The organism is Methanothrix harundinacea 6Ac, assembly GCF_000235565.1.
GTDB lineage: Archaea > Halobacteriota > Methanosarcinia > Methanotrichales > Methanotrichaceae > Methanocrinis > Methanocrinis harundinaceus.
Genome location: NC_017527.1, coordinates 96,460 through 120,221 on the forward strand (window position 1 = coordinate 96,460; position 23,762 = coordinate 120,221).

Below are 23,762 nucleotides of genomic sequence, written 5' to 3' on the forward strand. Positions count from 1 at the left end.
TGAGGGCATGAAGCGCGATCTGATGGAGATTCTGGCCTGCCCCCTCTGCAAGGGGGATCTGGAACTCGAAGCATTCGAGGAGAAGGACGGCGAGATCCTGGACGGGAGGCTCCGCTGTAAGGGCTGCGGCGAGGTCTACCCCATCGAGGACGGGATACCGAACATGCTCCCGCCGGATCTGCGGGAGGAGATGGGCCGCTAGCCTCGCGCCGCTGGCGCCCCCGCCAGCCCCGTCACCATCGGCCCCGAGCCCTTCAGGGCCAGCCTCAAGATCCCGCCTCAGGGCCTCCTTTTAAATTCTCTTTTATTCTGATCGTCACTCTTATCTAGGGACGAAAGCCCTTCCCGGATACGTGATAAGCGCAAGATACATCGTCGTAACGGGCGGGGTGATGAGCGGCCTGGGCAAGGGGATCACCGCCGCCTCCATCGGTCGGATGTTGATGGAGCGGGGCTACAAGGTCACCGCCATCAAGATCGACCCCTACATAAACATCGATGCGGGGCTGATGAGCCCCTTCCAGCACGGCGAGGTCTTCATCCTCAAGGACGGGGGGGAGGTGGACCTGGACCTCGGTAACTACGAGCGGTTCTTGGACGTGGAGCTGACCCGCGACCACAACATCACCACCGGGAAGGTCTACAAGACCGTCATCGAGAAGGAGCGCCGGGGCGAGTATCTGGGAAAAACGGTCCAGATCATCCCCCACATAACCAACGAGATCAAGGAGCGGATCCGGACGGTGGCGAAAGAGAGCGGCTGCGACGTCTGCGTCATCGAGGTGGGGGGGACCGTCGGCGACATCGAGGGGATGCCCTTCCTCGAGGCGATGAGGCAGCTGAGAAACGAAGAGATGGGAAACATCGCCTTCGTCCACGTAACCCTCGCCCCCACCACCACCGACGGCGAGCAGAAGACGAAGCCGACCCAGCACAGCGTCAAGGAGATGAGGGCTCTGGGCCTCCAGCCCGACATCGTCTCTGTCAGGTGCACAAAGCCCCTGCGGGAGGAGACGAAGTCGAAGATCTCCCTATTCTGCGACGTCCCGGTGGAGGGGGTGGTTTCCAACCACGACGTCGACGACGTATACCAGGTCCCCCTCCTCCTGGAGGAGCAGAGGACCCCCCTCTACCTGATGAAGATGCTCCGGCTATACCCTCTGGAGCACCGGACCGACTGGGTGGAGCTGATCGAGAAGATGGTCGCAATCCGGGATTCGGTGAAGATGGCCATCGTCGGCAAGTACACCACCGGGTCGCAAGGGACGACCCACATGGAGGATACCTACCTCTCGATCCGCGAAGCCCTCAAACACGCCGGGATCGAGGCGGGGGCCTGGCCGAAGATCTCCTGGATCGACGCCGAGGAGCTGGAGCGCTCCCCCGCCGCCGACCTCCTCGCCGACTTCGACGGGATCCTCGTCCCCGGGGGCTTCGGCGCCCGGGGGACCTGTGGCAAGATGGCGGCGATCAGGTACGCCCGCGAGAACGGCATCCCCTATTTGGGGATATGCTTCGGGATGCAGCTCGCCGTCGTCGAGTTCTGCTGCCACGTCCTCGGCCTGGACGGCGCGAGCTCCGGGGAGTTCGGGGAGACGCCGCACCCCGTCATCACCATCCTCCCCGAGCAGGAGGGGGTGGAGGATATGGGGGCGACGATGCGCCTCGGGGACTACGAGGCGATCCTCCGGGAGGGGTCCCTCGCCGAGGAGATCTACGGCTCCCTTCGAATCGTCGAGCGGCACCGCCACCGCTACGAGGTGAACCCCGAGTACATCCCCAGGATCGAGGAGAAGGGGATGATCTTTTCGGGGAAGAACCGGAACCGGATGGAGATCGCCGAGATCCCCGGCCACCCGTTCTTCTTCTCGACCCAGTTCCACCCCGAGATGAAGTCGAGGCCCGGCCGCCCCTCACCCCCGTTCCTGGCATTCGTAAGGGCGATGAGGGAGCGGGCGGGGAAGCGGGGGTAAGGGGGCGAAAAGTGCGCATGGAGATTTAGTAATGCGCATATTATTTTTTATTTATAAAAATATACAATATGGAAGATACATTAGTAGACAGAAGCTGGAGGTTAGATTGAAGTGTCGTCAACAAATAACGCAATAGATGAAAGTGTGAGTGCTAATTCAATTTTATCCTCAATCGAGTCATATTTATTTAACACAAACTTAATTGAAATATTGTCGTCGTTTTTATCGATCATTTTGGGAGTAATATATTGGAAGACAGGAGATAATAATTCAACTACCAAAGAGATTATTATAGTAGTAAGTATAGTTGGAATGTTACTTTTATTGTGCTACCTGCAATATAGGAAAGGAGGGCTATTGAAGAAGTTGATTAGAAGGTATGTGTTTAGCTCCATCCTCAATTCATGCGAATTGACCTAGAATCCACCTCGACCAGAAAAATTATATAATTCTTTCGCTATACCTGCTAGTTGGGAGTATGCACGAAGAAGAGATAATCAAGCAACTTAAAGCTGAGAATGAACGATTAAAGCGTGAGAATGAGTTTCAAAGAGAACAGATAGCGAAGCTTGAAGCTCGACTAGCTAAATATGAGAATGCCCATACTCCGCCGAGCTTGAGACGAGGTCGCAAACGGAAAAAAGGGTATGACGAAGGGTTTAATGGGAAACCAGGCCAAAAAGAGGGTCATAAAGGGGTATCAAGACCTCGTGCCAATCCTGATAGACAAGTCGAAGTCGCCATAGATCTTTGCCCAGATTGCGGAGCCAAGCTTGGCGATCCTATCAGAAAAGAGTCAAAGATCATCGAGGAAATCCCTGAACCCCAGCCGATAATCGTCACCGAATACAAGATTGCTCATTACAGATGTCCATCTTGTCAAAAGGAAGTTGTAGCCAGCGATCATGATCTTCCTGCAGAAGGCAGATTCGGAAACAATGTAATTGCGCAGACAACGTTACTGAAATACGAGGATAGGCTACCCCACAGGAAGATCCAAAATGCACTGAAGCGATTGCATGGACTGACCATATGCGCAGCTACGGTCCTCGATCTGACTCGCAGAGCTGCTGATGCGGTTCAGTCTCAATATGATGCAATTTTAAACAGCGTTCGGAATGCACCAATCCTGTATGTGGATGAAACGTCGATAAAGGTCCAAGGAGAGCGTCACTGGATCTGGGTATTTACCACACCATCTGAGACGTTTGTTGTGATACGAAAGAGTCGTGGGATGAAGGTCCTGATGGAAGTTCTGACAAGAAGATTCGATGGCATCATAGTGTGCGATGGTTGGAAGCCTTATGCCAAATTCACAAAACGGTTACAGCGATGTTGGGCACATCTACTCCGAGAATCAAAGGACCTTGCTGATAAGATTGAGGAGGCGGTTCCTTTACATGGGGATCTCAAGGATCTATATGAAGAACTTACTGATGCTCTAGAAAACGATCCACCACCCGAAGTCAGGATGGGATTGTTGGAAATGGCACGATCAAAGCTCCACCAATGGATTATGAAAGAATACATGAGTGAGAAAGTCAAAAAGCTAATCGGCAAAATTAGTAACGGCTTCGAGTACTGGTTCACGTTTATCATCCAGCCCGCCGTAGAGCCGACCAATAATAGAGCAGAGAGGGCTCTCCGGGAGCATGTCGTTCTGAGAAAGATCATTGGTACACTGCGAAATGAAAAAGGGACTTCGATTCATGAACGAATTATGACCGTGCTGGCGACATGGGAGCAAAATGGACTCGATGGCCTAAAGATGCTAAGATCGAGCCTGGTCAGCTAAACACGTACATTAGAAGTAATTCAACTATCATAGAAGAAAACACCCAACTTAAAGTTGAGAATGAACAACTTAAGGAAGACACATCTCAACTTTCAGAAGATGTCAATTCTCTATGTGAAAGTTATTTATATAAACTCGCAAAAGGTCCGATGAAATTTGGCTCAGTTGATGGCTGCTATGAAAGAATGACCCTTTATGCACATAGTTCGAATGGTTCATTTATTCCTCTCGGGAGGGTGTCCTATAATCCTGAATATGATAAGAAAGGCCGTATAAATTACCCAGACGACCAAGGATGTATTGCTAAAGCTTGGCGTAACAATTGGCATTTTTCAAATGATTATCCCGATCCAGAAACTGCAACAAAGAGATACTACCAACGTTGCGAAAAAGATGGCGTTCCCGAAGATATAATGAAAAATGTTAAAATGAAATCAAGATTATATTGTGGTTTTAGGATATGGGATAATTCTGGAACAGAACCATTAGCCGTATTAATTGCAGAAGCCACTGATCCTCATCGCTATCAGGAGGAGGAATTAAGATCAATATTCCAAGAAGAGCAAAAATGGTTTATGGGGGAACTGATAAAGCGTGTGAAGCAAAGGATACCCGACTTTAAAGAGGCGAAACTGAAGGGGTTCTAGATATGGCTGAGCTAAGAGATATAATTGCCCATATATTGAAGACGTACCCCACTAGGTATGATATGTCCAATGCCCGTTTAACTAAATTAGTATATTTATCAGATTGGAGACATTGCTTAAGAACAAATTCTCAAATTTCAAATATTAAATGGTTTTTTAATAATTTCGGACCTTTTGTTTGGGATATCAAAGATACTGCAAAAGAGAATCCACATATTTTTGAGTTGGAAACGACAACTAACATGTATGGGGATCAAAAAACGATTTTTATATTAAACTCAAAAGACTATAGTCCAAGGTTATCGGAAGAAGAAATGAAATCTATCGATCATGTTATAAATGAAACAAAGAACCTTAATTGGGACCAATTCATACGCCTTGTTTACTCGACATTTCCTATTGCTAGCGCTGAAAGATACACATATATTGATCTAATAGAAAAGGCAAAAGAATATATGAGTTGATAAGGTAATATATTCTTTCAATAAATATTGTTTTATTAAAAATACTAATGATGGATTCGTACGTAATTTTGTCTCCAAGTTACCTAACCATAAGATGAAATTATCCCGAAACTTATTTGTCCCAATATCCCACAAAATCATCTCTCGGAGTCCCTCCCATGACCGACCTGAAAAGCCCTCGCCATTCCGTCCCCCGGATCGAATCGATCAGAATCAAGAACTACCGGGCGCTCCGCGACCTGGAGCTGAAGCCCCTCGCCCCCCTCACCGCCCTCCTGGGCCCCAACGGCAGCGGCAAGTCCACGGTCTTCGACGTCTTCGCCTTTCTCTCTGAGTGCTTCTCGGTTGGTTTGAGGCGGGCCTGGGACAAGAGGGGGAGGTTCAAGGAGCTTCACACCCGGGGGACCACCGGCCCCATCGAGATCGAGCTGAAGTACCGCGAAAGGGGAAATCTACCGCTCATCACCTACCATTTATCCATCGCCGAGGGGCTCGCGGGGCCGGTCGTCGCCGAGGAGTGGCTCCAGTGGAGGCGAAAGTCCCAGGGCAAGCCCTTCCGATTCCTCGACTTCAAGAACGGCGAGGGTCGCGTCGTCAGCGGGGAGATGCCCGACGAAACGGAAGGGCGGGTTGAGGAGAAGCTCGACTCCCCCGAGATGCTGGCGGTGAACACCCTCGGCCAGTTCGCAAAGCATCCGCGGGTCAGCGCCCTCCGGAGATTCATCACCGGCTGGCACGTCTCCTACCTCACCGCCGACAGCGTCCGGGGCGTCGCCGAGGCGGGACCCCAGGAGAGGCTCTCCACCACCGGAGACAACCTCCCCAACGTCATCCAGTACCTGAAAGAGCAGCACCCCGAAAGGCTGGCGGAGATCCTGGGAGCGCTATCTCGCCGGGTGCCCCGCCTTGAGAGGGTCGACTCCGAGTTCATGCCCGACGGCCGCCTCCTTCTGGAGATCAAGGACGCCCCCTTCGAGAAGCCGATCCTGGCCAAGTTCGCCTCCGACGGGACCCTCAAGATGCTCTCCTACCTCACCGTCCTATACGACCCCGACCCGCCCCAGCTCCTGGGGATCGAGGAGCCGGAGAACCACTTGCATCCCCGGATACTCCCGGAGCTGGCCGAGGAGTGCCGGAACGCCTCCGGCAGGACCCAGCTATTGGTCACCACTCACTCCCCCTTCTTCGTCAACGGCCTCCTCCCCGAAGAGGTCTGGGTCCTCAGCCGGGATGTGAGGGGCTACACCCAGGCGAAGCGGGCCGCCGACATGAGGGGGATCAAGGAGTTCATGGACGAGGGAGCGAAGCTCGGCCACCTCTGGGTGGAGGGGTTCTTCGAGATCGGCGATCCTATCCTTGAGTCCTCACCATCATCCCGAAGTTCCGCCAGTTCCGACAGCACCGAGACGGAAGAGAAAGCCGCCGAGTGATCCGCCATGCACATCGAGTTTCTGGTCGAAGAGCCCTCGGCAGAGGCGGCTTTGAGAAATCTGGTGCCCAAGATTCTGGGGTCGGGTGTCGAGTTTCGCGTCATCCGTTTCCAGGGCAAGCAGGACCTCCTCTCCCGGCTTCCAGGACTTTTGAAGGGCTACAGGAGATGGATCACCGCCGACTGGAGGATTGTGGTGCTGGTAGACGAAGACCGGCAGGACTGCCGTGAGCTGAAAGCCGAGCTGGAGAAGGCAGCAGGCGATGCGGAGCTGTCCACCAGATCAGTGACCAGAGGCGGCTCAGCTTTTCAAGTTCTCAACCGCATCTCCATCGAGGAGCTGGAGGCCTGGTTCTTCGGCGATGTGGAGGCTCTTCACCTCGCTTATCCCAGGATCCCACCAAGCCTGGCAACGAGTTCGAAGTATCGGGACCCAGACGCCATCCAGGGAGGAACCTGGGAGGCGCTGGAGAGGGAGCTTCAGGGAAAAGGATATTTCAGGGGCGGCCTGGCGAAGATCGAGGCGGCAAAGGCCATATCCGCCCACATGGACCCGGATCAGAACAGGTCGAAGAGCTTTCAGGTCTTCAGGGACGGCCTGCGAGATATGGTAAATTATCCCCGAAGCTGATCTGCTCCCGTTTATGAGCCCATAATCCCTCAGACGAACTTATCCGCCTCCCTCGGCGAGAGCGGCAGCTGCTAGCCCCTCGCCTTCCGGCGCCGCCCGAGCCCTTCCCTCACCCCCGCCCCCGCCACCTACCGGAGGCTGATATGAAGACGAGGTTTGCGACGACGCATATCCCGCCGGCGAGAAGGGCGGTCAGCACCGGCGACAGCTCCATCATCTCGCCGATGGCGCTTGCGAGGATGACGGCGATGGCGATGGTCAAGGCGAACCTGATGATGCGAAGGGACCCGGTCTCTTCCATGGGCAGGGCCATCTCTTCTCATCTGTAAAAAAGGCTTCTGCGATCTATCCGGCCGGGCCGACGGACCGGGGAAAGGTATAAGGGCGACGATATAAAAATAATAAGTCCATGGCCATCAAGATCCTCCAGGTGGACGCCTTCACCTCCGAGCCCTTCTCCGGAAACCCCGCCGCCGTCTGCCTCCTCGAAGAGCCTCGGGATGACGGGTGGATGCAGAAGGTCGCAGCCGAGATGAACCTCTCGGAGACTGCCTTTATGACCCCCGAGGGGGACGGCTTCCGCCTCCGATGGTTTGCGCCGAAGGCCGAGGTCGAACTCTGCGGCCACGCCACCCTGGCCAGCGCCCACCTCCTCTGGGAGGAGGGGGTCCTAGCCGAGGACGAGATCGCCCGGTTTGCGACGAAGAGCGGCCCCCTCTTCGCTGAGAGGAGGGGCGGCTTCATCGAGATGGACTTTCCCGCAGAGCCGGAGAGACCAATCAAATGCTCGCCTCCGATGCTGGAGGCAGCCCTGGGGGCGCCGTTCTCTTACGTCGGCGACAACAGGTTCGACCTCCTGGTGGAGCTCGACGGTGAAGAGACCCTCCGGGAGCTGCGGCCGAACTTCGACCTCCTCAAGAAGATCCCGGTCCGGGGGGTGATGGTGACGGCGGAGAGCGACTCCCCCGAGTACGACTTCGTCTCCCGGTTCTTCGCCCCGACCCTAGGGGTCGACGAGGACCCGGTCACCGGCTCTGCCCACTGCTGCCTTGGGCCGTACTGGGCGAGGAGGCTCGGCAAATTCGAACTCGTCGGATACCAGGCCTCGGAGCGGGGCGGCGTCGTCCGGGTCCGGGGCGGCGAGGACGGCGATAGGGTCAAGATCGGGGGGGAGGCGGTCACCGTCCTCAAAGGTGAGCTGATAGAGGGATAGGTCGAAGCAAAGCTCAAGGGTCTCTGCCGCCTTCCTCCATCAGGCACTTCTCCATCCTCGTCTCGGGGGCCCCCGTCTCCTCGTTGACCCCTTCGCCCGCCGCCGTCCAACCCCTCGCCTGATAGAACCTCATCGCCCGGAGGTTCTCGCTGAAGCAGGAGAGCCTCCCCGTCCGGTTTCCTGCCGCCCTCATCTCCTCCTCGAGGCGGCCGAGGAGGGCGGTGCCGATCCCCCTCCCGTGGTGGCGAGGATGGATCCATAGGAGGTCGACGGCGTCTCCGGAGGCGGCCGCCACCCCCACCACCCCTCCGACGCCCTCCCTTCCGACGATGCCGGCCGCGCTATCGGCGACGGCCACCATCATCCTCGGCCACTGGACCTCGACGAGCCCCTCGACGGCGTCGCCCTCCACCCAGGGGCGCAAGGTCTCGGCAGGTATGATGGAGCCGTAGACCTCCGGGATCGTCTCGATGCAGAGGCGGACGATGGCGGGGACGTCCTCTTTCGCCGCCCTCCTGAGGACAAATTCAGACATATCGATTCCTGATCTGCAGTCCGACCGTTAATATATTCTGGCTTCGCCTGGAATATGATAGAGAGAACTAGGGAGTTTGCGAGATTGAGGTTGAAGATATGATATACAGAGCTCGATGGGCCAACGAGCTACGGCGAGGCGATGGGCATACCCCTTCTGGACTGCTTTGCCGCCTTCGTCCCCGGAGACGTCGCCAACGCCGCGACCTACGACTTTCCCGTCCGGTTCAAGAAGGTCCCGGACCTGACGACGAAGAGGGTCCTGGGAAAAGACCCCACAGCCTTTGAGCCGCTCCGGGAGGCGGCGGAGGAGCTGGCGGGGCAGGGGGTGAGGGCCGTCACTGGGGATTGTGGATTTCTCGCCCTCCACCAGAGGCGCCTTGCCGCTCGATTGGAGATCCCCGTATTCCTATCCAGCCTCCTCCAGATCCCCTTCATATCGTCCATCATCGGCCCCAGCTAGAGGGTGGGGATCATCGCTGCCGACTCGAGGGGGATCGACGAGACTTTGCTTTTAGCCGCAGGGGTGGAGATGACGGAGAAGCTGGTGATTGGAGGGATGGAGGACCAGAGAGCCTTCTCCGAGGCGGTGATCGAGGAGAGGGGGGTCCTCGACTCCGAAGAGATCGAAGAGGCGACGGTATCCGTCGCCCGAGAGATGGTCGAAGAGGACCCGGCGGTCGGCGCCCTCCTGCGGGAGTGCAAGCTGCCTTCCCCCCTACGGGAGGTCGGTCCAGGAGGCCGTCGGCCTCCCGGTCTTCGACTACGTCACCATGATAAACTGCGTCCACTCGGCCCACGTCCAGAGGAGGTTTGAGGGGGTGATGTGAATCGGGTTTCAGTCCATCTTCAAAAGCTTCGCATTCACGGCGACGATGACGGTGCTCATGCTCATCAAAACCGCCCCCAACGCTGGGCTCAAGAGGATCCCGTAGCTGTAGAGGACGCCTGCCGCCAGAGGTATGGCGAAGGCGTTGTACCCCGTGGCCCAGAGGAGGTTTCCGAACATCTTGGAGTAGGTCTTCTTGGAGAGCCTGATGATGGTGACGACGTCCCGGGGGTCGTTTCGAACCAGGATTATGTCTGCGGTCTCGACGGCGACGTCGGTCCCCGCGCCGATGGCTATCCCCACGTCGGCTTGGGCGAGGGCAGGAGCATCGTTGACGCCGTCGCCCACCATGGCTACAGTGTACCTCTCCTGGACCTCTCGGATCTTCTCCGCCTTCTGGTGGGGGAGGACCTCGGCGAAGAACTCGTCTAGGCCCAGATCTCTGCTCACCTCCTCTGCCACGTACCTGTTGTCGCCGGTGAGCATCATGCACTTCAACCCCATCGACTTCAGCCTCTCCACCGCCTCCTTCGACTCGGGCCTCACCGAGTCGCCTAGGGCGAGGGCGCCCAAGGGCGTCTCATCCTCCAGGAGGAAGACGACGGTCTTCCCCCCTTCTTCTGCGGCCCTGACCCTCTCATCATCGAGCTCGATCCCCGCCCCCTCCAGGTAGCCGGGGCTCACGACCTTCAGCCTTCTCCCGTCGACGACGCCCAAAACGCCCTTTCCCGGCATCGACTGAAACTCGTCTGCCGGGGCGGTGGAGATTCCTCGATCCTCGGCGCCCTTCACCACGCCCCGGGCGATGGAATGCTCGGAGCTCGCCTCCAGGGAGGCGGCGAGCCTCAAAACCTCCATCTCCGCTTCCCCCTCCTTCCCCACCTCGCCGACCCCGACGAGGGGGATGACTTCGGTGACCCCAAACTCTCCCCGGGTGAGGGTGCCGGTCTTGTCGAAGACGACCGCCTCGATCTCTCTTGCCCTCTCGAAGGACTGCCTCTCCCTGATGAGGAGGCCGGATTTGGCGGCGAGGGAGGTGGAGACCGCCACCACCAGGGGGATGGCGAGGCCCAGGGCGTGGGGGCAGGTTATCACCATCACTGTTACGCCCCTCTCGATGGCGAAGACGACGTCCCTTCCGTAATATATCCACGCGGCGAAGGTGATCGCCCCCACCGAGAGGGCGATCACCGTCAGGAAGAAGGCGGCCCTGTTGGCCAGATCCTGGGTCTTCGACCTGCTCTCCTGGGCAGAGGTGACCAGGGCGATCACTGTGCTCAGGTAGGTCTCCTTTCCGGTCTTTCCAACCTCCACCACGAGGGACCCTTCCCCGTTCATCGATCCGCCGATCACCCTCGAGCCCTCCATCTTTCCGACGGGCTTCGACTCGCCGGTGAGGAGGGACTCATTGACGCTGCTTTTACCCTCCAGGACGGTCCCGTCCACGGGGACCTTCTCTCCGGGCCTGACCATCACCCTGTCTCCCTTCTTCAGGGAGGCGATCTCCACCTCCTCCACCTGGCCGTCCCTGATCAGGTGGGCCTCGGAGGGCATCACCTTCGCCAGCTCCTCCAGGGCCCGGGAGGCTCCCATCACCGAGCGCATCTCAACCCAGTGGCCGAGGAGCATGATGTCGACCAGGGTCACCAGCTCCCAGAAGAAGAACTTGCCCGCCAGGCCGAAGACGACCGCTGAGCTGTAGAAGTAGGCGACGGATATGGCCACCCCGATGAGGGTCATCATCCCCGGCTCCCTCTCGGAGAGCTCCCTCTTCAGGCCCGTCAGGAAGGGCCAGCCGCCGTAGAAGTAGACCAGGGAGGAGAGGGCGAAGAGGAGGTAAAAGGAGCCCGGAAAGACCAGGTCGAAGCCGAAGAAGGTCTGGATCATGGGGGATAGGGCCAGGACCGGGACTGTGATCAGAAGGGAGACGAAGAGCCTCCTCTTGAAGTCCTGGAGCATGGCAGCGTGGTGGTCCCCCTTTCCGTGGCCGCCTCTGCCTCCCTTCTCGGGAGTTCCGTGGCCTCCGCCACCGTGATCACTGTGGCCTTCCTCTTTGTGAGGTTTATGATCTCCGCCTCCATGGGCCAGGTGGCCTTCCTTTGGGCCCCCATGGCCCGATGGCATCTCCTCTCCGAAGGTGCCGCCCATCTCTTGAGATTCATCTTCGCTCGCCATTACCGATCCCCATATCTAATTGATTATTATGACTGATATATTGATCGCTTAATCCCTGGTTTGGGGACGTAAAGCCGGAAAAAAATGTATAATGCAATTCAGATCGAGAAAAGTATTTGTCGGCGAAGAAACGAGCGACCGATGCCACGTCTTGTGCCACCTCTGTTATGCTCCGGGAATCGGATCTCGTTTCAGATTCGAGGCCCAGGTCGTCGCCTCCACCACGACCAAGATCGCGATCTCCTCCGCCGAGAGGCTGCGTTGCTCGTGGAGCGAGGCCGCCTATCCGCCGGTCTGCCATCGATCCGGCCGCTGGGCCTTCTTGCGCCGCCCGGTTGCCTCGGCCATCCAACCGGTCAGAGCGAGCATATCCTCTGCGGGGCTATCGTCGAAGGAGGCGGGAGATTCTCGCCGTGGACAGAATAGATATATTGGATTATTTAAATAGATTACTAAATATAATCTCGGCGGCGGAAGACCGCCTGCCCGGCCGCGCCCCACCCCGGGCGCCCCACCCCGCCGATCCGTGCCCTTCCGCCGGTCAGCCAGGGATCGGCCCTCCCATCCTCCTCCTTCAATTAACGATCCCGGAGAACGACCGCCCGGCGCGGAAGCGCCGGGCGGCGCCTTCACCTCGCAGCCTCCTCGACGATCTCGATCTCCACCTCCGAGGGGCATTAACGCTCGGAGATAGGGTGGCATCGATCCGCTGATCCGACATCACCTTTTTACGCAATTCTACCTGCTAGGGATCGGCTCATTTAGAGCCGCCATAGCTCACTTAATATCTCTATTAAATGTTCTTGCCTTTTTTCAATAACTTCGGGAGTCCACTCTTGTTCTTGCATAACCTGTGTGGTTAAAACAAAAGGTGAGATCCCTTTATCTGTGGCGAAGTATTGTCGTTTTTTCTTATCGAAATCATAGTTTCGTGCTTGGCTGTTTTTCTTGCGAGATAATAATACCAAATTGCCCAGTTTATGAACGAACATTTCTCGATCTTCTTTATCGGGAAAATGTTTAGTCCAATAGCTTCCCTCGCTGGGGTTTTGCGGCATTACATGCTCAATAGTTATAAATGGATATTCGTAAGATGCTTTACCGTCAGATAGCGCGGCATCTAGTCTAAGAAGGACGTACCGAGGTACATTCTTGGATAAATAAATATTTCCATTCAATGCATTTAATATCTCACTTCTCTCCTGAGGTGTAAGTTGCAGAGGAGAGCTTGATTTATTAAGATCATCTTCAGCATCGATAAAAGTCAACAGCTTACCATACCGATCAAGCCGTTGGTTGATATTTGCACGTAGAATCATTAAACTTGCTGCAAGACGTTCTAATTCTGTAAAGAAATCAAATAACATATTTGGTTTATCTTTATTCTTTGAGAAATATAGAACCGCCGGAGGTATCCAATCAACGTTGTCTATTCGATTCAACCAAGATAATAGAGCGTTTACTTCCTCTGCATGTTTATAGCTCTGGTATGATGAGTTTTTGATAACGTCGAAAGCATTGGCATACGGAATCAATACATTATCTATAAAACTCTTAGAATCTTTGGTCGGTTTAACAACATACTGGCGAAACTCTTCAAGTATCGTATCTTTTTGTTTAGTTTTTCGATGAATCATTCTGATATGGGCAAATAGATCACGAAAAGTGTCTCTTCCCAAAGCTACTTCTAAATCTTCCCATTTATCAGTATATGAATCCTGTTCGCTTAAAGGTATTATAGTACCTATGACATCCGCTTTAATAATATCTGTAATAGAGAGATCTAAACCACGATCATTGAGTATTGAGAAAATACGCCAGGCAGAGTTGAAATCGGGAGTGGACACTCCAACAATTATGCAATGATTTATTATGAATTGAGTGAGGCTCAACAACTCTTTCTCAGAATAGTCTTTAAGTTTATCTAGGAAGTAAAGTGCATTTTCCGCTATGTTACGCTGACTATCAGAAAGTCTACCTGCACCCAAATTTCTTAATTTCTCTAAACCATTTTCATCTTGAATATACTCCTTGAAGAACTCCGCATCTTTCTCCTTAAGTGTTAAACGATAACGGTTGGGCGTACCCTTTATCTCGCTTCCTTTTTCATATATAAAAGGAGTTATATCACTTGCATACGTTGGCGTTAAATGCCGAAGGGTCGATAGCAGAATTGTAAGGGTAGCCAATCGCTGCTGGCCGTCAACCACTTGAGCATCGGGAGCGTAATCTTTAATCAGAACTATGCTTCCTAGGAAGTAAGGACTGACGCTACCTCCGTCTTCATTATTATCCTCTCTGAAAGTGATTATATCATCTAATAACTCACCTGCATGTTCAGTCGTCCAAGCATAAGGACGTTGATAAAGAGGTATGGTGAATACAAATTCGTCACTGAATATCTTGCTGATAGGATATGATTCACCATGAATAGTTATTTTACTCATTATTATGCTCTCCTTAGTTGGCGATTAGTTCATCTATATCTTTAAGCTTTCGATCCTCGTACAAATCTGTCATTTCAAGAAGTATAGAGAGCATCCGAGATTCGGGGTTCACGCCGTCGTCTCCTTGACGATCTCGATCTCCTCCGCCGTCAGCCCGTAAAGCTCGCGGACGAGGCCATCGATCTGCTCATCGGTTGCCTCGATCTGGCGCGAGAGGAGGGTCTTCTCATGGCCGGACCTCGTCTCCGCCAGCCGCCTGCCGGAAGGCAGCATATAATCGGTGAGGATCACCATCGAAGGGTGGCGGGAGAGACCGTTGAAGGTGTATAGAGCTAATAAAAATATATTTAAAAATATACTCCTCGCGGCGGAAGACCGGACCGCCCAAAGGTCTATCGACGAGAGAGGGCTAAATTGATGCGGGGAACGGGATTCGAACCCGCGAACTCCTGCGAGACGGGATCTTAAGTCCCGCGCCTTTGGCCACTTGGCAACCCCCGCCCGAACATCGGTGCAAAACCGCTGAAGAGAGCTCCCTTTCGAGGCGGACCCCACCGATGGGGCGGAGTTTAAGCGCGGAAGATAAATAGTTTCCCGCAAGTGAAATACCCTCGATAAAGGCCGAGGTGAGGCGATGCCCCGACGCGATGCCCCAGATCTCCCGTCGTCCGCCCGCAAGTCCGGGAAGAAGGGGGAGGGAAAGGACGGAGACGAGGACGGTGATCGAGGATATCAGGGCGAGAATGGCGAAGATGAAAATTTTGAAGCCGAAGAGTACGACTTTTTGACCTTCATCAAGGCGGCCGGCTTCGAGGAGGAGGAGGTCCTCGCGGTGATCGGAGAGCTTGAAGCCTACAGGTCCATCCCCGGCACCACCCTACGAAGGTACGTCCACCGGGTCCAGGCCTCCGTCGAGACCGACGGCAGGACCGCCTTCCTCAAGGGCGTGATCGTCGGGACGGCGATCAGCGAGCACCTGGTGGTCGATCGCGGCTCCGCCGAGGGGAGGATCGAGGCGGAGGTGAGGAGGAGGGTCTCAGAGATCCTCGCGGAGCTGGAGAGGGGCTGAGGTCGGCCGTCCCCGCGAGCTTCACCCCCGACGGCCAAACCTGTTATAGGCCAAGGTACGATCCTCCCCCCCATGGAGAAGGGGATCTACACCCTCGTCCTCCGCCTCCCGGCCGAAAGGCTGGTGGAGGTCGGAGCCCTCGGGACCGTCCGCTTCGAAGCCGGCTACTACGCCTACACCGGCTCCGCCCGGGGCCCCGGCGGCCTCGCCCGGGTTCGAAGACACCTCTCGGTCCTGGCGGGGGATAACCCCGCCCGCCGGTGGCACATCGACCACCTCCTCCCCCATACGGCGATGGTGGCGGTGGTGGCGACGAGGACCGAGGAAGACCTGGAGTGCGCCATCGCCCGGGCCGTCGGCGAGGCCCTTACCCCCGTCGAAAGGTTCGGATGCACCGACTGCCGCTGCTCCAGCCACCTCCACTACTCCCCGGATCGGGAGGAGATCCTGGCAGCGGTAACGTCGGCCCACCGTGGAGCTCGATCCTGGTCAGAGGAGGAATCGCCACCTTATGACCGTCGCCGCGAAGACCAGGAGGCCGAAGCCGGTGAGGGGCAGGGTGTAGCCGAGGAGGGTCTCTTTGAGATCCGAACCCGTCGTATCCTTCAAGAGCCAGAAGTAGGGGTCGCTGAGGCTGGAGAGGACGAAGGCCCCCGCCGAGATCGAGAATAGGATGGTCAAAGGATCGAGGGGGAGATCCCTCATCATCTCGGAGGCGATCACCACCGTCACCACCCTCGAGCCCTGGGCGAGCTGGATCAGGGATGCCGTCAGGAAGGGGAGGAGGAGGAGGGGGAATGCCTCCCCCAGGGCGGCGTAGAGCTCGGGGCCGAGCCCCCCCTGGGCGATGACGGCGGCGAAGGCCCCCGCCCCGCAGAGGTCGAAGATTATCACCCCCGCCCTCCTGGTGGCAGCCTTGATCATCTCGCCTGCCCCCTCCCTCGCCAGGCCGGCCGAGAAGAGGGCGCCGGCGAGGAGGGCGACCTCCGGCGACCCCACCAGCCAGGCCCGGGGGGTGAGGAGCCCCGCCCCGATGAGGGCCAGGGGGAGGGCGAGGGGCGCCCACGATCTGAGCCGGGGTGGGAGGGGCCCCCCTTCGGGGATGGCGCCCTCATCGCCGGCGGGAAGCCTCCTCATGTAGAGGAGCCCCGGGACGAAGAGGAGGAGGGAGAGGGGGAGGCCGAACCTCAGCGCCTCGGCGGGAGCCACCCCCAGGGACCCCGTCAGGGCCACCATCACCGGGGACGGGTAGACGAGGTTGAAGCTGAGAACCGAGAACGCCCCCGCGGTGAAGAGGAGACGCCTCTCCGACCCCCCCGCCTCCCGCCCCATCCCCCTCACCACCGGCTCCAGGACGAGGTAAGAGGTGATGGAGCACATCGTCGGGAGGGCCAGAAGGTACCCCGAGAGCCCCGAGGCTAAAAGCCCCCTCCCCCGGCCGAGGAGGCCCAGGAGGTCGGCGACGACCCTCTCCACCCCCCGGGACCGGCGGAGCTGCTCCGCGATCACCGCCCCCGAGAATACTATGATTGCGAGGGCGGAGAAGATCCGGGCCAGCCCCCCGGAGACGGAGCCGATCAGCTCGGGGCCCATCCCCGTCAGGACCCCGTAGGCGAGGGCCGAGACGACGAGGCTGAGGAAGGGGGAGAGGCCGAACTTCGCCGTCAGGAGGGCCACCAGAATTATCGCCACCAGGAAGGCCATAAGCGGGTCCATAGCCCCCATATACCCCGGCGAGACTATAAAAAGATCCCCGCGGAGCTTTTCGCCTAGTTAAATAATATGAAAAAAGACTTATACTCAGGTAGTGATTCTTAAGTATGGCCGTACCGCCTAATTGTTCCGAAATTCCTTTATAGAAGGAAAACAATAAAACGTTTGCATAGGGGGAGCTTATGAAGGGTGGCTCTTGGACGGATTCCCCCAAAAGGGATGGAGCAGCGCATTTGTTCTGGGTAGCTGGTCTCTTATTCCTTGTATTATCCATGCCCTCCGCCTCTGCCTGGTCCTTCCCCTTCTCCCTACCCTTTATATCCGCCCCCGATGGGGGCTGTCAGATCTCCCTGGACCTGGAAGAGACCGAGGTGGAGTACCTAAGCCCCCTCAACTACACCATCAGGATAAAAAATTCTGGCCGGGAGCCCCTCTACGGGATATCGATATCCGACAACTTCGGCCAGGTGGGGTTCATCGCCCGCCTCCCGGAGGGGGCGGCCCTCGACCTCGCCAGAACCACCCCGGCTTTGACCACCAGCGCCGAGATCCGGGTCGTCGCCTCCTCTGACGGCGAGGAGCTGGGGAGGGCCGCGGCCCCCGTTGAGGTCGCCCCGCCCCCGGGGGAGGCCGCCGCCGGAGAGGCGCGGTCTCGACGGACGGCGAAGGACGACGGGGTGACCCTCAGGACGATGTCCTCCTCGCCGGCGATGGAGCTGGTCGTCGGCGCCTACCCCCCCTCCGTCCGGCCGGGGGAGAGGGCGACGGTGAGGATGACCGTCACCAACCGCGGCCCACACCCCCTGAGGGGCGTCGAGATCTCGGGGCCGGGCTGGACCGTCGAGGTGGGAGACCTCAACCCCGGTGAGTCGAAGGCCTTCACCCGGGAGGTGGCCGTCGCCGAGGAGGCGTCGATGGAGATCGTCGCCACCGGGACGAACGACGGAGGTGAGGCCGCCTCCGCCCGCCAGAGCCTCAAAGTATCCACCGTCAGCCCCGCGCTCACCGTCACCGTCGTCCCCATCCCGGACTCCTCCGGCGGGGCGGGGAGGACCGAGTACCGATTGAAGAACGGGGGCGAAGAGCTCCTGACCCGGATCACCCTGAAGGACGCCAGGGGCGCCACCCTGGGAATCCTCCCCAGGCTGGCCCCGGGGGAGACGAAGAACCTGACCCAGCCGGGGAGCAGGTCCGGCGAGGGGCCAGTCCCCATCGAGGTGTCGGCCGTCTCCCCGGAGGGGAAGACGGTCATCGGAGAGGTGCACGTCCAGTCCGCCGCCGTCCCGACGCCGACGGCAGCCGCGGGCTCCTCGAGGAGCGGCTCGAAGCCGACCGGGAGGATGGAGTTTGGCACCCTGCCGGAACTCGGGACGGGCTTAGATCCGACGGGCGATCTCTCCGTCTTCGGCGGCCCGGCGGGGGGGGCCCCCAGCATCGGCTCAGGGTTTGGAGACTTCAACATCAACTTCGGGATCTTCGACGGCTCCGTCCCTGCCCCCGCCGACGGAGGAGCCCGGCTCGATCCCCGGGGGAAGGAGGAGGCGGTGGCGGCGGATGAAAAGGGCGCCGAAGCCGCCCCCGATATCGCGGTGACCCTCCAGGCGAACAAGACCCTCGTCCACCGAGGCGAGAGGATCGCCTTCAGGTGTGCCGCCGTCAACCGGGGGCAGGTCCCCCTCACCGACGTGGAGCTCCGATGCGGCGGCGAGGTCGCCTCCGCCGAGCTCCTCGCCCCGGGAGACGGCCTCCCCCTGGAGGGATCGATGATCGCTGAGGGGCCCCTCAACCTGACGGCCGCCGCCGCCGCCATCGCCCCCGATGGATCGAGGGCCTCCGGGGAGGCTACGCTGGCGATAGGGGCCGTATCTCCGGCCCTCCGCGTCGAGGTGAGCCAGGAACCCGGGAGGATATCCCGGGGGGAGAGGGTCTCCATCGCCGTCCGGCTCGAGAACGGCGGGGACGACCTCCTTACGGAGATCTCCGCCTATGACGACCTCGGGGAGATCGGACGGGTCCCGACCCTCAGGCCGGGGGAGGTCGTCACCCTCATGAGGAACTCGACGGTCGAGGAGGGGCTCGAGGACGAGGTGAGGGTCGTGGCCATCGACTCTACGGGGAGGGAGGTGCGGTGGTCGCAGGTCCTGAGCCTGAAGCTCTCCGAGCCCGGCCTCAGCCTCGAGGTCGAGCCGAAAGACGCCGCCGCATACCCCGGCGAGGCGGTGGAGGTGGTCTGGACGATCAGGAACACCGGGGAGGTCGACCTGGTGGACGTGACGATGGTGATCGATGGCAATAGCAGCTTCCGGCTTCCTGCCATCGCCGCCGGGGGGTCCACCCAGGTATCCTCATCCCACCAGCCCGCCGGGAGCCGGGGGGTCCTGGCCCGGGCTGAGGGAAGGACCGCCGGCGGCGAGACGATCTCCTCCGAGGCGGCTTTCCAGATCAGGGTGGTATCGCCGGGGTTGAGCCTCAACGTCAAGCCCTCCGAGGTGGAGGCATCTCAGAAGAAGCCCTTCAACCTGACGTTCCTGGTGACCAACACCGGCGACGACCCCCTCCGGGACGTGACGATCTCCGAGAGGAGCCTGGGGACCCTGGAGAGGATCGGACGGCTGGAGCCCGGGGACTTCAGGGTGGCTTCTCACGACTTCTTCACCGATACCAACACCACCTTCAGGCTGGAGGCGACGGGGATCGACTCCCGGGGGAACGGCGTCAATGACAGTCGAGAGGTGGCGGTGAAGCTCGTCAGCGCCAATATCGAGCTATCCATCCGGCCGGAGCCGGCGGAGGCCGCCCCGGGGGGCTCCGTCCACGTCACCTTCTCCGTCGAGAACCGGGGCGAGGTCCCCATCTTCAGCACCTTCATCATGGGGAGGAACCTGGGGCACCTGGGGACCATCGACTACATCTCCCCGGGGTCGTTGCGGAGCCTGGAGAGGGATCTCGAGGTCTCCGGGGAGATGGAGGAGGAGATCACCGCCGAGGGGTTCACCCGGGACGGCTCCTCGGTGAGGGACAGCGAGCTCCTCTCGGTGGGTCTGAAGGTGGAGACCCCGATCAAAGAGGCCACCCCCGAGGCCTCCGGCCCGGGGCCCGGGAGGGGGACGACGGCCAGGATCCGAGAGGCAGCCCCCGGGAAGGAGGTCTTGCCCGCTGATGGGAACTACACCTTCCCTCCGGCCCCCGCCGGGGAGGAGGAAGGCGCCGGGATAGCCGGCCTCCTGGAGAGGCTGAAGGGGATCCTGGAGAAGATCAGGCTGATGAAGGACGACCCCGTGGGGACGGAGGGCTACGATCCCGGGGCCCTCCCCGCCGGATCGGGGGAGGGGGCCTCCTCAGCTGCCCCCCCCTCCGGGAGCCCACCGGGAGCCCCCCACCACCTGGTCTGGATACGGAACCCACCAGGTGGGAGCTGACCCGGAGCCACAGACCGCCCGCCCAGGGGGGGCGGGATACGCCTACTCCGGCCTGGGAGGGGCGGCGGGGGACCTCTCGCGGCTGGGGCCCAGGCCCGAGACCTCAGGATATGCCTCCTCGGCGGAGGGGCCGGCCTCGAAGTACCTGACGGGCCCGGGGACCGCCCCGGAGGCGACGGTGGGGACGTACTCGGCGAGCGGCCCCGCCACATCGTACCTCTCCTCGCCCTGGACGTCGGCCGGGGATCCAGGATACACCCCCTCAAAGAGCGGCCCCCTCTCGCCCATCACCGCCGCCGGGGGCTCGCCGACGATCGCGGGCTCCGGGGCCCCCATCCGATATGAGAGCTCCGACCTCAGGTCCGCCTCCGAGGCCTCCCCGGCGGTCGGCGACTCGAGGGGCTCCGCCTACGATTCGAGCCGCCTCGTCCGGTCCGAGCCCACCCCCGGCTACGCCGGGGCATCGGCTCCGAAGGAACGCCTCAGCCAAGAGACCCCCATCCAGTCGAAGGCCCCTTCCAGGGACATCAAGCTGGTGATCGGCGACACCTCCAGCCTCCAGGTCGACCGCCCGCCGAGGATCATCGACGTGGGGGCGTTCCCGCCGGAGCCGGCGGCCTGGACCCCCGTGGTCCTGGCGGTCCACGCCTCCGACGACATCGGGATCCAGTCCGTGAACCTCCTCTGGGCCACCCCCACCACCGCCATCACCAGGCTGGATATGGTGGACGCGACCAAGATCAACACCCAGAGGATGGCCCTCGAGGAGGGGGACCTCAAAGAGGGGTACTGGAGCTACGAGATCCCCGGCCAGGCCGCCGGGACCTACATGGCAGCCTTCGTCAGGGTCAGCGATGGGGAGCGGTGGGCGGAGGACGGCCCCTACATCATCTTCTGGTCCGAGGCCCCCCCCAAGACCGAGGCGGCGCCCCAGCCCGCCGCCGAGCCGGAGGTTGCCAAGGGCGAGGCGGCCGTCGGGACGAAGAAGGAGGGGATGCTCTTCGTCGAGTCGACGACGGTGGTGGGGAGGGGAGACGTCTCGATCAAGAACGAGTTCCGGGAGGACAGTGCCCGTTACCGCGAAGAGCTGGACGGGAGAGGATCGATCGAGATGCAGTCGGAGAAGATGATAAACAAAGGAAACCCCGTCGTCAACATCACCGATTCGAGACTTCTCGTCTTCGACCAGGGGTACCTTAAGGGGTACAAGGTGATGCAGTCTCCGGGCTTCCACGGCGGCATGGGGGCCAGCGTCACCGAGCGGTTCAACGCCACCACCCTAGAGAAGAGCGAAACGGGGACGATATCCTCCCTCAACAGGTCTCAACACGCCCTCCTCTTCAACAGCCAGCAGGCCTTCGAGGGGATATGGGGAACCCGAACGGAGTACTCGAACTTCAACAAGAAGATAAAGGCGGACCAGACCCTCCGCGGAACCTTCGAGACCCAGAAGAGGATCACCTTCAAGGACTGAACGGCCCCCAGGAAAAGAGAGGGTCCCATGACCCCGCCATCTCCAGAGGACCCGCGATCTGAAATAATGAGGTTCTCGTCCCGGAGATCTTTTAGGGCTGGGGCCTTCCGGCCCTGACCGCCCCCTTCCAGATCTCGTCGGCCCTGTCCACCACGGCGACGATCTGGTCGTGGATTTCGAGCCGGTGCTTGATCTCCCCCGCCTTGAGGGCAGAGTCCACCGAGAGCCTCATCATCTCCCGGCTCTCGCCCCGGAGATCCTCCGACTCCTGCCACATCTCCTCGGCAGCCTCCGGGTCTGCCGACCGGAGGTCCACCGACCGGCTTCGGAGCTCGTCAGACCGCCTCAGAAGCTCTGCAGCCTCCTTCTTCAGCCGTTCCGACTCCGTCTGGTGGGACAACATATCCTCCTCCATCTCCTCGAAGCTCTTCTCTACAAAGACCTCATCGACGCCGAACATGGATCTATACCTCCTCGATCATCCTCAGAAAGAGCTGGTGGAACCTATCGTCCTCCGTCAGCTCGGGGTGGAAGGCGAGGCCCAGGAGGTTCTCCTCCCTCGCCGCCACCGCCACCTCCTCAATCCTGGCGAGGGGCTCGACCCCTTCGCCCCAGCCGACGATCGCCGGGGCCCGGATGAAGACGGCGCGGTAGGGGGAGTCGAAGCCCGCCACCTCGAGGTCCGCCTCGAAGGACTCCCTCTGGGACCCGAAGGCGTTCCTTGCCACCCTCACGTCCAGGAGCCCCAGGGGAAGAAACCTAGTCTCCTCGACGATCTCCGTCGATACGACTATCAGCCCCGCGCAGGTGGCCATGATGGGGACGCCGGACCGGGAGGCTGCGGCGACCTCGTCTCCGACCCCCGTCCGCGCGAGGTGCCGGGCGATGGTGGTGCTCTCCCCTCCAGGGAGGACGATCCCGTCGCAGCCGGGGACTATGCCCCCCTTGCGGACCTCCACCACCGAACCCCTGGCCCCCAGGGCCCTCTCCATGGCACCGACGTGCTCGGAGACGTCCCCCTGGAAGGCGACGACGCCGATCCTCGATCTACCAACCCCTGGTCTGGAGGATCTCCCCCTCAGAGAGGGTGCCGGCATCTATCCCCTTCATAGGGTCGCCGAGGCCCGTCGAGATCTCGACGAGCTTTTCGGGGTTGTCGTAGTTGTTCACCGCCTCGACGATCGCCGAGGCCATCAGTTCGGGGTTCTGGGACTTGAATATCCCGGAGCCGACGAAGACCCCGTCCGCCCCCATCTGCATCATCAGGGAGGCGTCGGCGGGGGTGGCGATCCCCCCGGCGGCGAAGTTGACCACCGGAAGCCGCTGCATATCCCTGCACTCGAGGACCAGCCCCAGCTCCGCCTCGATCTCCCTCGCGAGCTTCGCTAGCTCCTCGTCGGCCATCCCCTTGAGGCTCCTGATCGAGCCCCCGATCAGCCTCATGTGCCGGACCGCCTCCCGGACGTCCCCGGTCCCGGCCTCCCCCTTGGTCCGGATCATGGCGGCCCCCTCCTTGATCCTCCTCAGGGCCTCCCCCAGGTTCCTCGCTCCGCAGACGAAGGGGACGGTGAACCTGGACTTATCGACGTGGAACTCGTCGGCGGGGGTCAAAACCTCCGACTCGTCGATCATGTCGACCCCGATCGCCTCCAGGATCTGAGCCTCGGCGAAGTGGCCGATCCTCACCTTGGCCATCACCGGTATCGTCACCTCTTCGATGATCTCCATGATGATCTTGGGGTCCGCCATCCTGGCTACCCCCCCCATCTTCCTTATGTCGGCGGGGACCGCCTGGAGGGCCATCACCGCTACAGCCCCCGCCTCCTCCGCGATCACGGCCTGCTCGGGGGTGGTGACGTCCATGATGACCCCCCCCTTCTGCATCTTTGCAAATCCGCGCTTGAGCAGCTCCGTGCCGAAACGTAGTTCTTCCAGTTGCATGATAGTCAG

Annotated in this window: 22 protein-coding genes, 1 tRNA gene and 1 pseudogene; 14 read left to right on the plus strand and 10 right to left on the minus strand. The window is 59.6% G+C overall.

Annotated features, from left to right (window positions below):
- Window positions 1-7: 7 nt before the first annotated feature.
- From MHAR_RS00470 to MHAR_RS00490, 7 genes are all read left to right on the plus strand, one after another.
- A complete protein-coding gene (locus MHAR_RS00470) occupies window positions 8-202 on the plus strand; it encodes a methytransferase partner Trm112 (protein WP_014585671.1) in 195 nt (64 codons plus the stop codon).
- A gap of 151 nt (window positions 203-353) precedes the next feature.
- Window positions 354-1,973, plus strand: a complete 1,620-nt coding sequence (gene pyrG, locus MHAR_RS00475) for a glutamine hydrolyzing CTP synthase (RefSeq protein WP_228369574.1) — start codon at window positions 354-356, stop codon at window positions 1,971-1,973.
- Between the two features lie 478 nt (window positions 1,974-2,451).
- Window positions 2,452-3,768: an IS66 family transposase gene (tnpC, locus tag MHAR_RS00480; protein ID WP_014585584.1), complete on the plus strand. Its 1,317-nt coding sequence runs from the start codon at window positions 2,452-2,454 to the stop codon at window positions 3,766-3,768.
- Window positions 3,711-4,415: a hypothetical protein gene (locus MHAR_RS13125; protein ID WP_143763205.1), complete on the plus strand. Its 705-nt coding sequence runs from the start codon at window positions 3,711-3,713 to the stop codon at window positions 4,413-4,415. Before tnpC ends, MHAR_RS13125 begins: the two co-directional genes overlap by 58 nt.
- Window positions 4,416-4,417: 2 nt before the next feature.
- Window positions 4,418-4,879 (plus strand): Panacea domain-containing protein, encoded by a 462-nt coding sequence (locus MHAR_RS12710; RefSeq protein WP_014585674.1) that lies wholly within the window; start codon window positions 4,418-4,420, stop codon window positions 4,877-4,879.
- Between the two features lie 158 nt (window positions 4,880-5,037).
- The gene (locus tag MHAR_RS00485) at window positions 5,038-6,309 is read left to right on the plus strand and encodes an AAA family ATPase (RefSeq protein WP_048144188.1); all 1,272 of its coding nucleotides are present in this window, start codon (window positions 5,038-5,040) and stop codon (window positions 6,307-6,309) included.
- A 6-nt stretch (window positions 6,310-6,315) separates the two neighbouring features.
- Window positions 6,316-6,939, plus strand: coding sequence for a DUF4276 family protein (locus tag MHAR_RS00490; protein WP_014585676.1), 624 nt, complete (start codon window positions 6,316-6,318; stop codon window positions 6,937-6,939).
- Between the two features lie 109 nt (window positions 6,940-7,048).
- Here the strand turns inward: MHAR_RS00490 and MHAR_RS00495 are convergent, their stop codons facing one another.
- Window positions 7,049-7,240, minus strand: coding sequence for a hypothetical protein (locus tag MHAR_RS00495; protein ID WP_014585677.1), 192 nt, complete (start codon window positions 7,238-7,240; stop codon window positions 7,049-7,051).
- A 108-nt stretch (window positions 7,241-7,348) separates the two neighbouring features.
- Between MHAR_RS00495 and MHAR_RS00500 the strand changes: the two genes are divergently transcribed.
- Entirely contained in the window at window positions 7,349-8,152 is an 804-nt protein-coding gene (locus MHAR_RS00500; protein ID WP_014585678.1) for a PhzF family phenazine biosynthesis protein, read from the plus strand.
- A gap of 13 nt (window positions 8,153-8,165) precedes the next feature.
- Here the strand turns inward: MHAR_RS00500 and MHAR_RS12260 are convergent, their stop codons facing one another.
- Window positions 8,166-8,687: a GNAT family N-acetyltransferase gene (locus tag MHAR_RS12260; RefSeq protein WP_014585679.1), complete on the minus strand. Its 522-nt coding sequence runs from the start codon at window positions 8,685-8,687 to the stop codon at window positions 8,166-8,168.
- Between the two features lie 141 nt (window positions 8,688-8,828).
- Between MHAR_RS12260 and MHAR_RS13840 the strand changes: the two genes are divergently transcribed.
- Together MHAR_RS13840 and MHAR_RS13845 are read left to right on the plus strand one after the other, a co-directional pair.
- Window positions 8,829-9,149: a hypothetical protein gene (locus tag MHAR_RS13840; RefSeq protein ID WP_014585680.1), complete on the plus strand. Its 321-nt coding sequence runs from the start codon at window positions 8,829-8,831 to the stop codon at window positions 9,147-9,149.
- A 3-nt stretch (window positions 9,150-9,152) separates the two neighbouring features.
- The gene (locus tag MHAR_RS13845; protein ID WP_014585681.1) at window positions 9,153-9,503 is read left to right on the plus strand and encodes a hypothetical protein; all 351 of its coding nucleotides are present in this window, start codon (window positions 9,153-9,155) and stop codon (window positions 9,501-9,503) included.
- A gap of 21 nt (window positions 9,504-9,524) precedes the next feature.
- Here MHAR_RS13845 and MHAR_RS00515 read toward each other — a convergent pair whose 3' ends face one another.
- The 4 genes from MHAR_RS00515 to MHAR_RS00520 form a co-directional block, all read right to left on the minus strand.
- Window positions 9,525-11,690, minus strand: a complete 2,166-nt coding sequence (locus MHAR_RS00515; RefSeq protein ID WP_014585682.1) for a copper-translocating P-type ATPase — start codon at window positions 11,688-11,690, stop codon at window positions 9,525-9,527.
- 761 nt (window positions 11,691-12,451) lie between these two features.
- The gene (locus tag MHAR_RS12715) at window positions 12,452-14,137 is read right to left on the minus strand and encodes a DUF262 domain-containing protein (protein WP_014585683.1); all 1,686 of its coding nucleotides are present in this window, start codon (window positions 14,135-14,137) and stop codon (window positions 12,452-12,454) included.
- Between the two features lie 108 nt (window positions 14,138-14,245).
- Window positions 14,246-14,431, minus strand: coding sequence for a hypothetical protein (locus tag MHAR_RS13130; RefSeq protein ID WP_143763206.1), 186 nt, complete (start codon window positions 14,429-14,431; stop codon window positions 14,246-14,248).
- Window positions 14,432-14,555: 124 nt separating this feature from the next.
- A tRNA-Leu gene (locus MHAR_RS00520) sits at window positions 14,556-14,638 on the minus strand.
- 133 nt (window positions 14,639-14,771) lie between these two features.
- On the opposite strand from MHAR_RS00520, the gene MHAR_RS00525 reads away from it, so the two are divergent.
- Window positions 14,772-15,206 carry a hypothetical protein gene (locus MHAR_RS00525; protein WP_014585685.1) on the plus strand — a complete coding sequence of 145 codons (435 nt, stop codon included), beginning with the start codon at window positions 14,772-14,774 and terminating at the stop codon, window positions 15,204-15,206.
- A 72-nt stretch (window positions 15,207-15,278) separates the two neighbouring features.
- Window positions 15,279-15,620, plus strand: a pseudogene (locus tag MHAR_RS12720) (GIY-YIG nuclease family protein); the annotation flags it as partial.
- A 75-nt stretch (window positions 15,621-15,695) separates the two neighbouring features.
- Here MHAR_RS12720 and MHAR_RS00535 read toward each other — a convergent pair.
- The gene (locus MHAR_RS00535) at window positions 15,696-16,922 is read right to left on the minus strand and encodes a GntP family permease (RefSeq protein WP_048144191.1); all 1,227 of its coding nucleotides are present in this window, start codon (window positions 16,920-16,922) and stop codon (window positions 15,696-15,698) included.
- A gap of 230 nt (window positions 16,923-17,152) precedes the next feature.
- Here MHAR_RS00535 and MHAR_RS00540 point away from each other — a divergent pair, with 230 nt between their 5' ends.
- Window positions 17,153-20,338: a hypothetical protein gene (locus MHAR_RS00540; protein ID WP_228369575.1), complete on the plus strand. Its 3,186-nt coding sequence runs from the start codon at window positions 17,153-17,155 to the stop codon at window positions 20,336-20,338.
- Complete coding sequence (locus tag MHAR_RS00545; RefSeq protein WP_143763207.1) at window positions 20,328-21,812, plus strand: hypothetical protein; 1,485 nt, start codon at window positions 20,328-20,330, stop codon at window positions 21,810-21,812. The genes MHAR_RS00540 and MHAR_RS00545 overlap by 11 nt, the downstream gene beginning before the upstream one ends.
- A 91-nt stretch (window positions 21,813-21,903) precedes the next feature.
- Here the strand turns inward: MHAR_RS00545 and MHAR_RS00550 are convergent, their stop codons facing one another.
- From MHAR_RS00550 to pdxS, 3 genes are read right to left on the minus strand one after another with little or no spacing between them, the layout of a single operon-like run.
- Window positions 21,904-22,272, minus strand: coding sequence for a hypothetical protein (locus MHAR_RS00550; RefSeq protein ID WP_014585689.1), 369 nt, complete (start codon window positions 22,270-22,272; stop codon window positions 21,904-21,906).
- Between the two features lie 4 nt (window positions 22,273-22,276).
- Window positions 22,277-22,909, minus strand: coding sequence for a pyridoxal 5'-phosphate synthase glutaminase subunit PdxT (gene pdxT / locus MHAR_RS00555; RefSeq protein WP_081472230.1), 633 nt, complete (start codon window positions 22,907-22,909; stop codon window positions 22,277-22,279).
- On the minus strand, window positions 22,860-23,753 hold the full coding sequence (gene pdxS / locus MHAR_RS00560; protein ID WP_048144192.1) for a pyridoxal 5'-phosphate synthase lyase subunit PdxS: 894 nt from the start codon (window positions 23,751-23,753) through the stop codon (window positions 22,860-22,862). Before pdxS ends, pdxT begins: the two co-directional genes overlap by 50 nt.
- Between the last annotated feature and the right edge of the window lie 9 nt (window positions 23,754-23,762).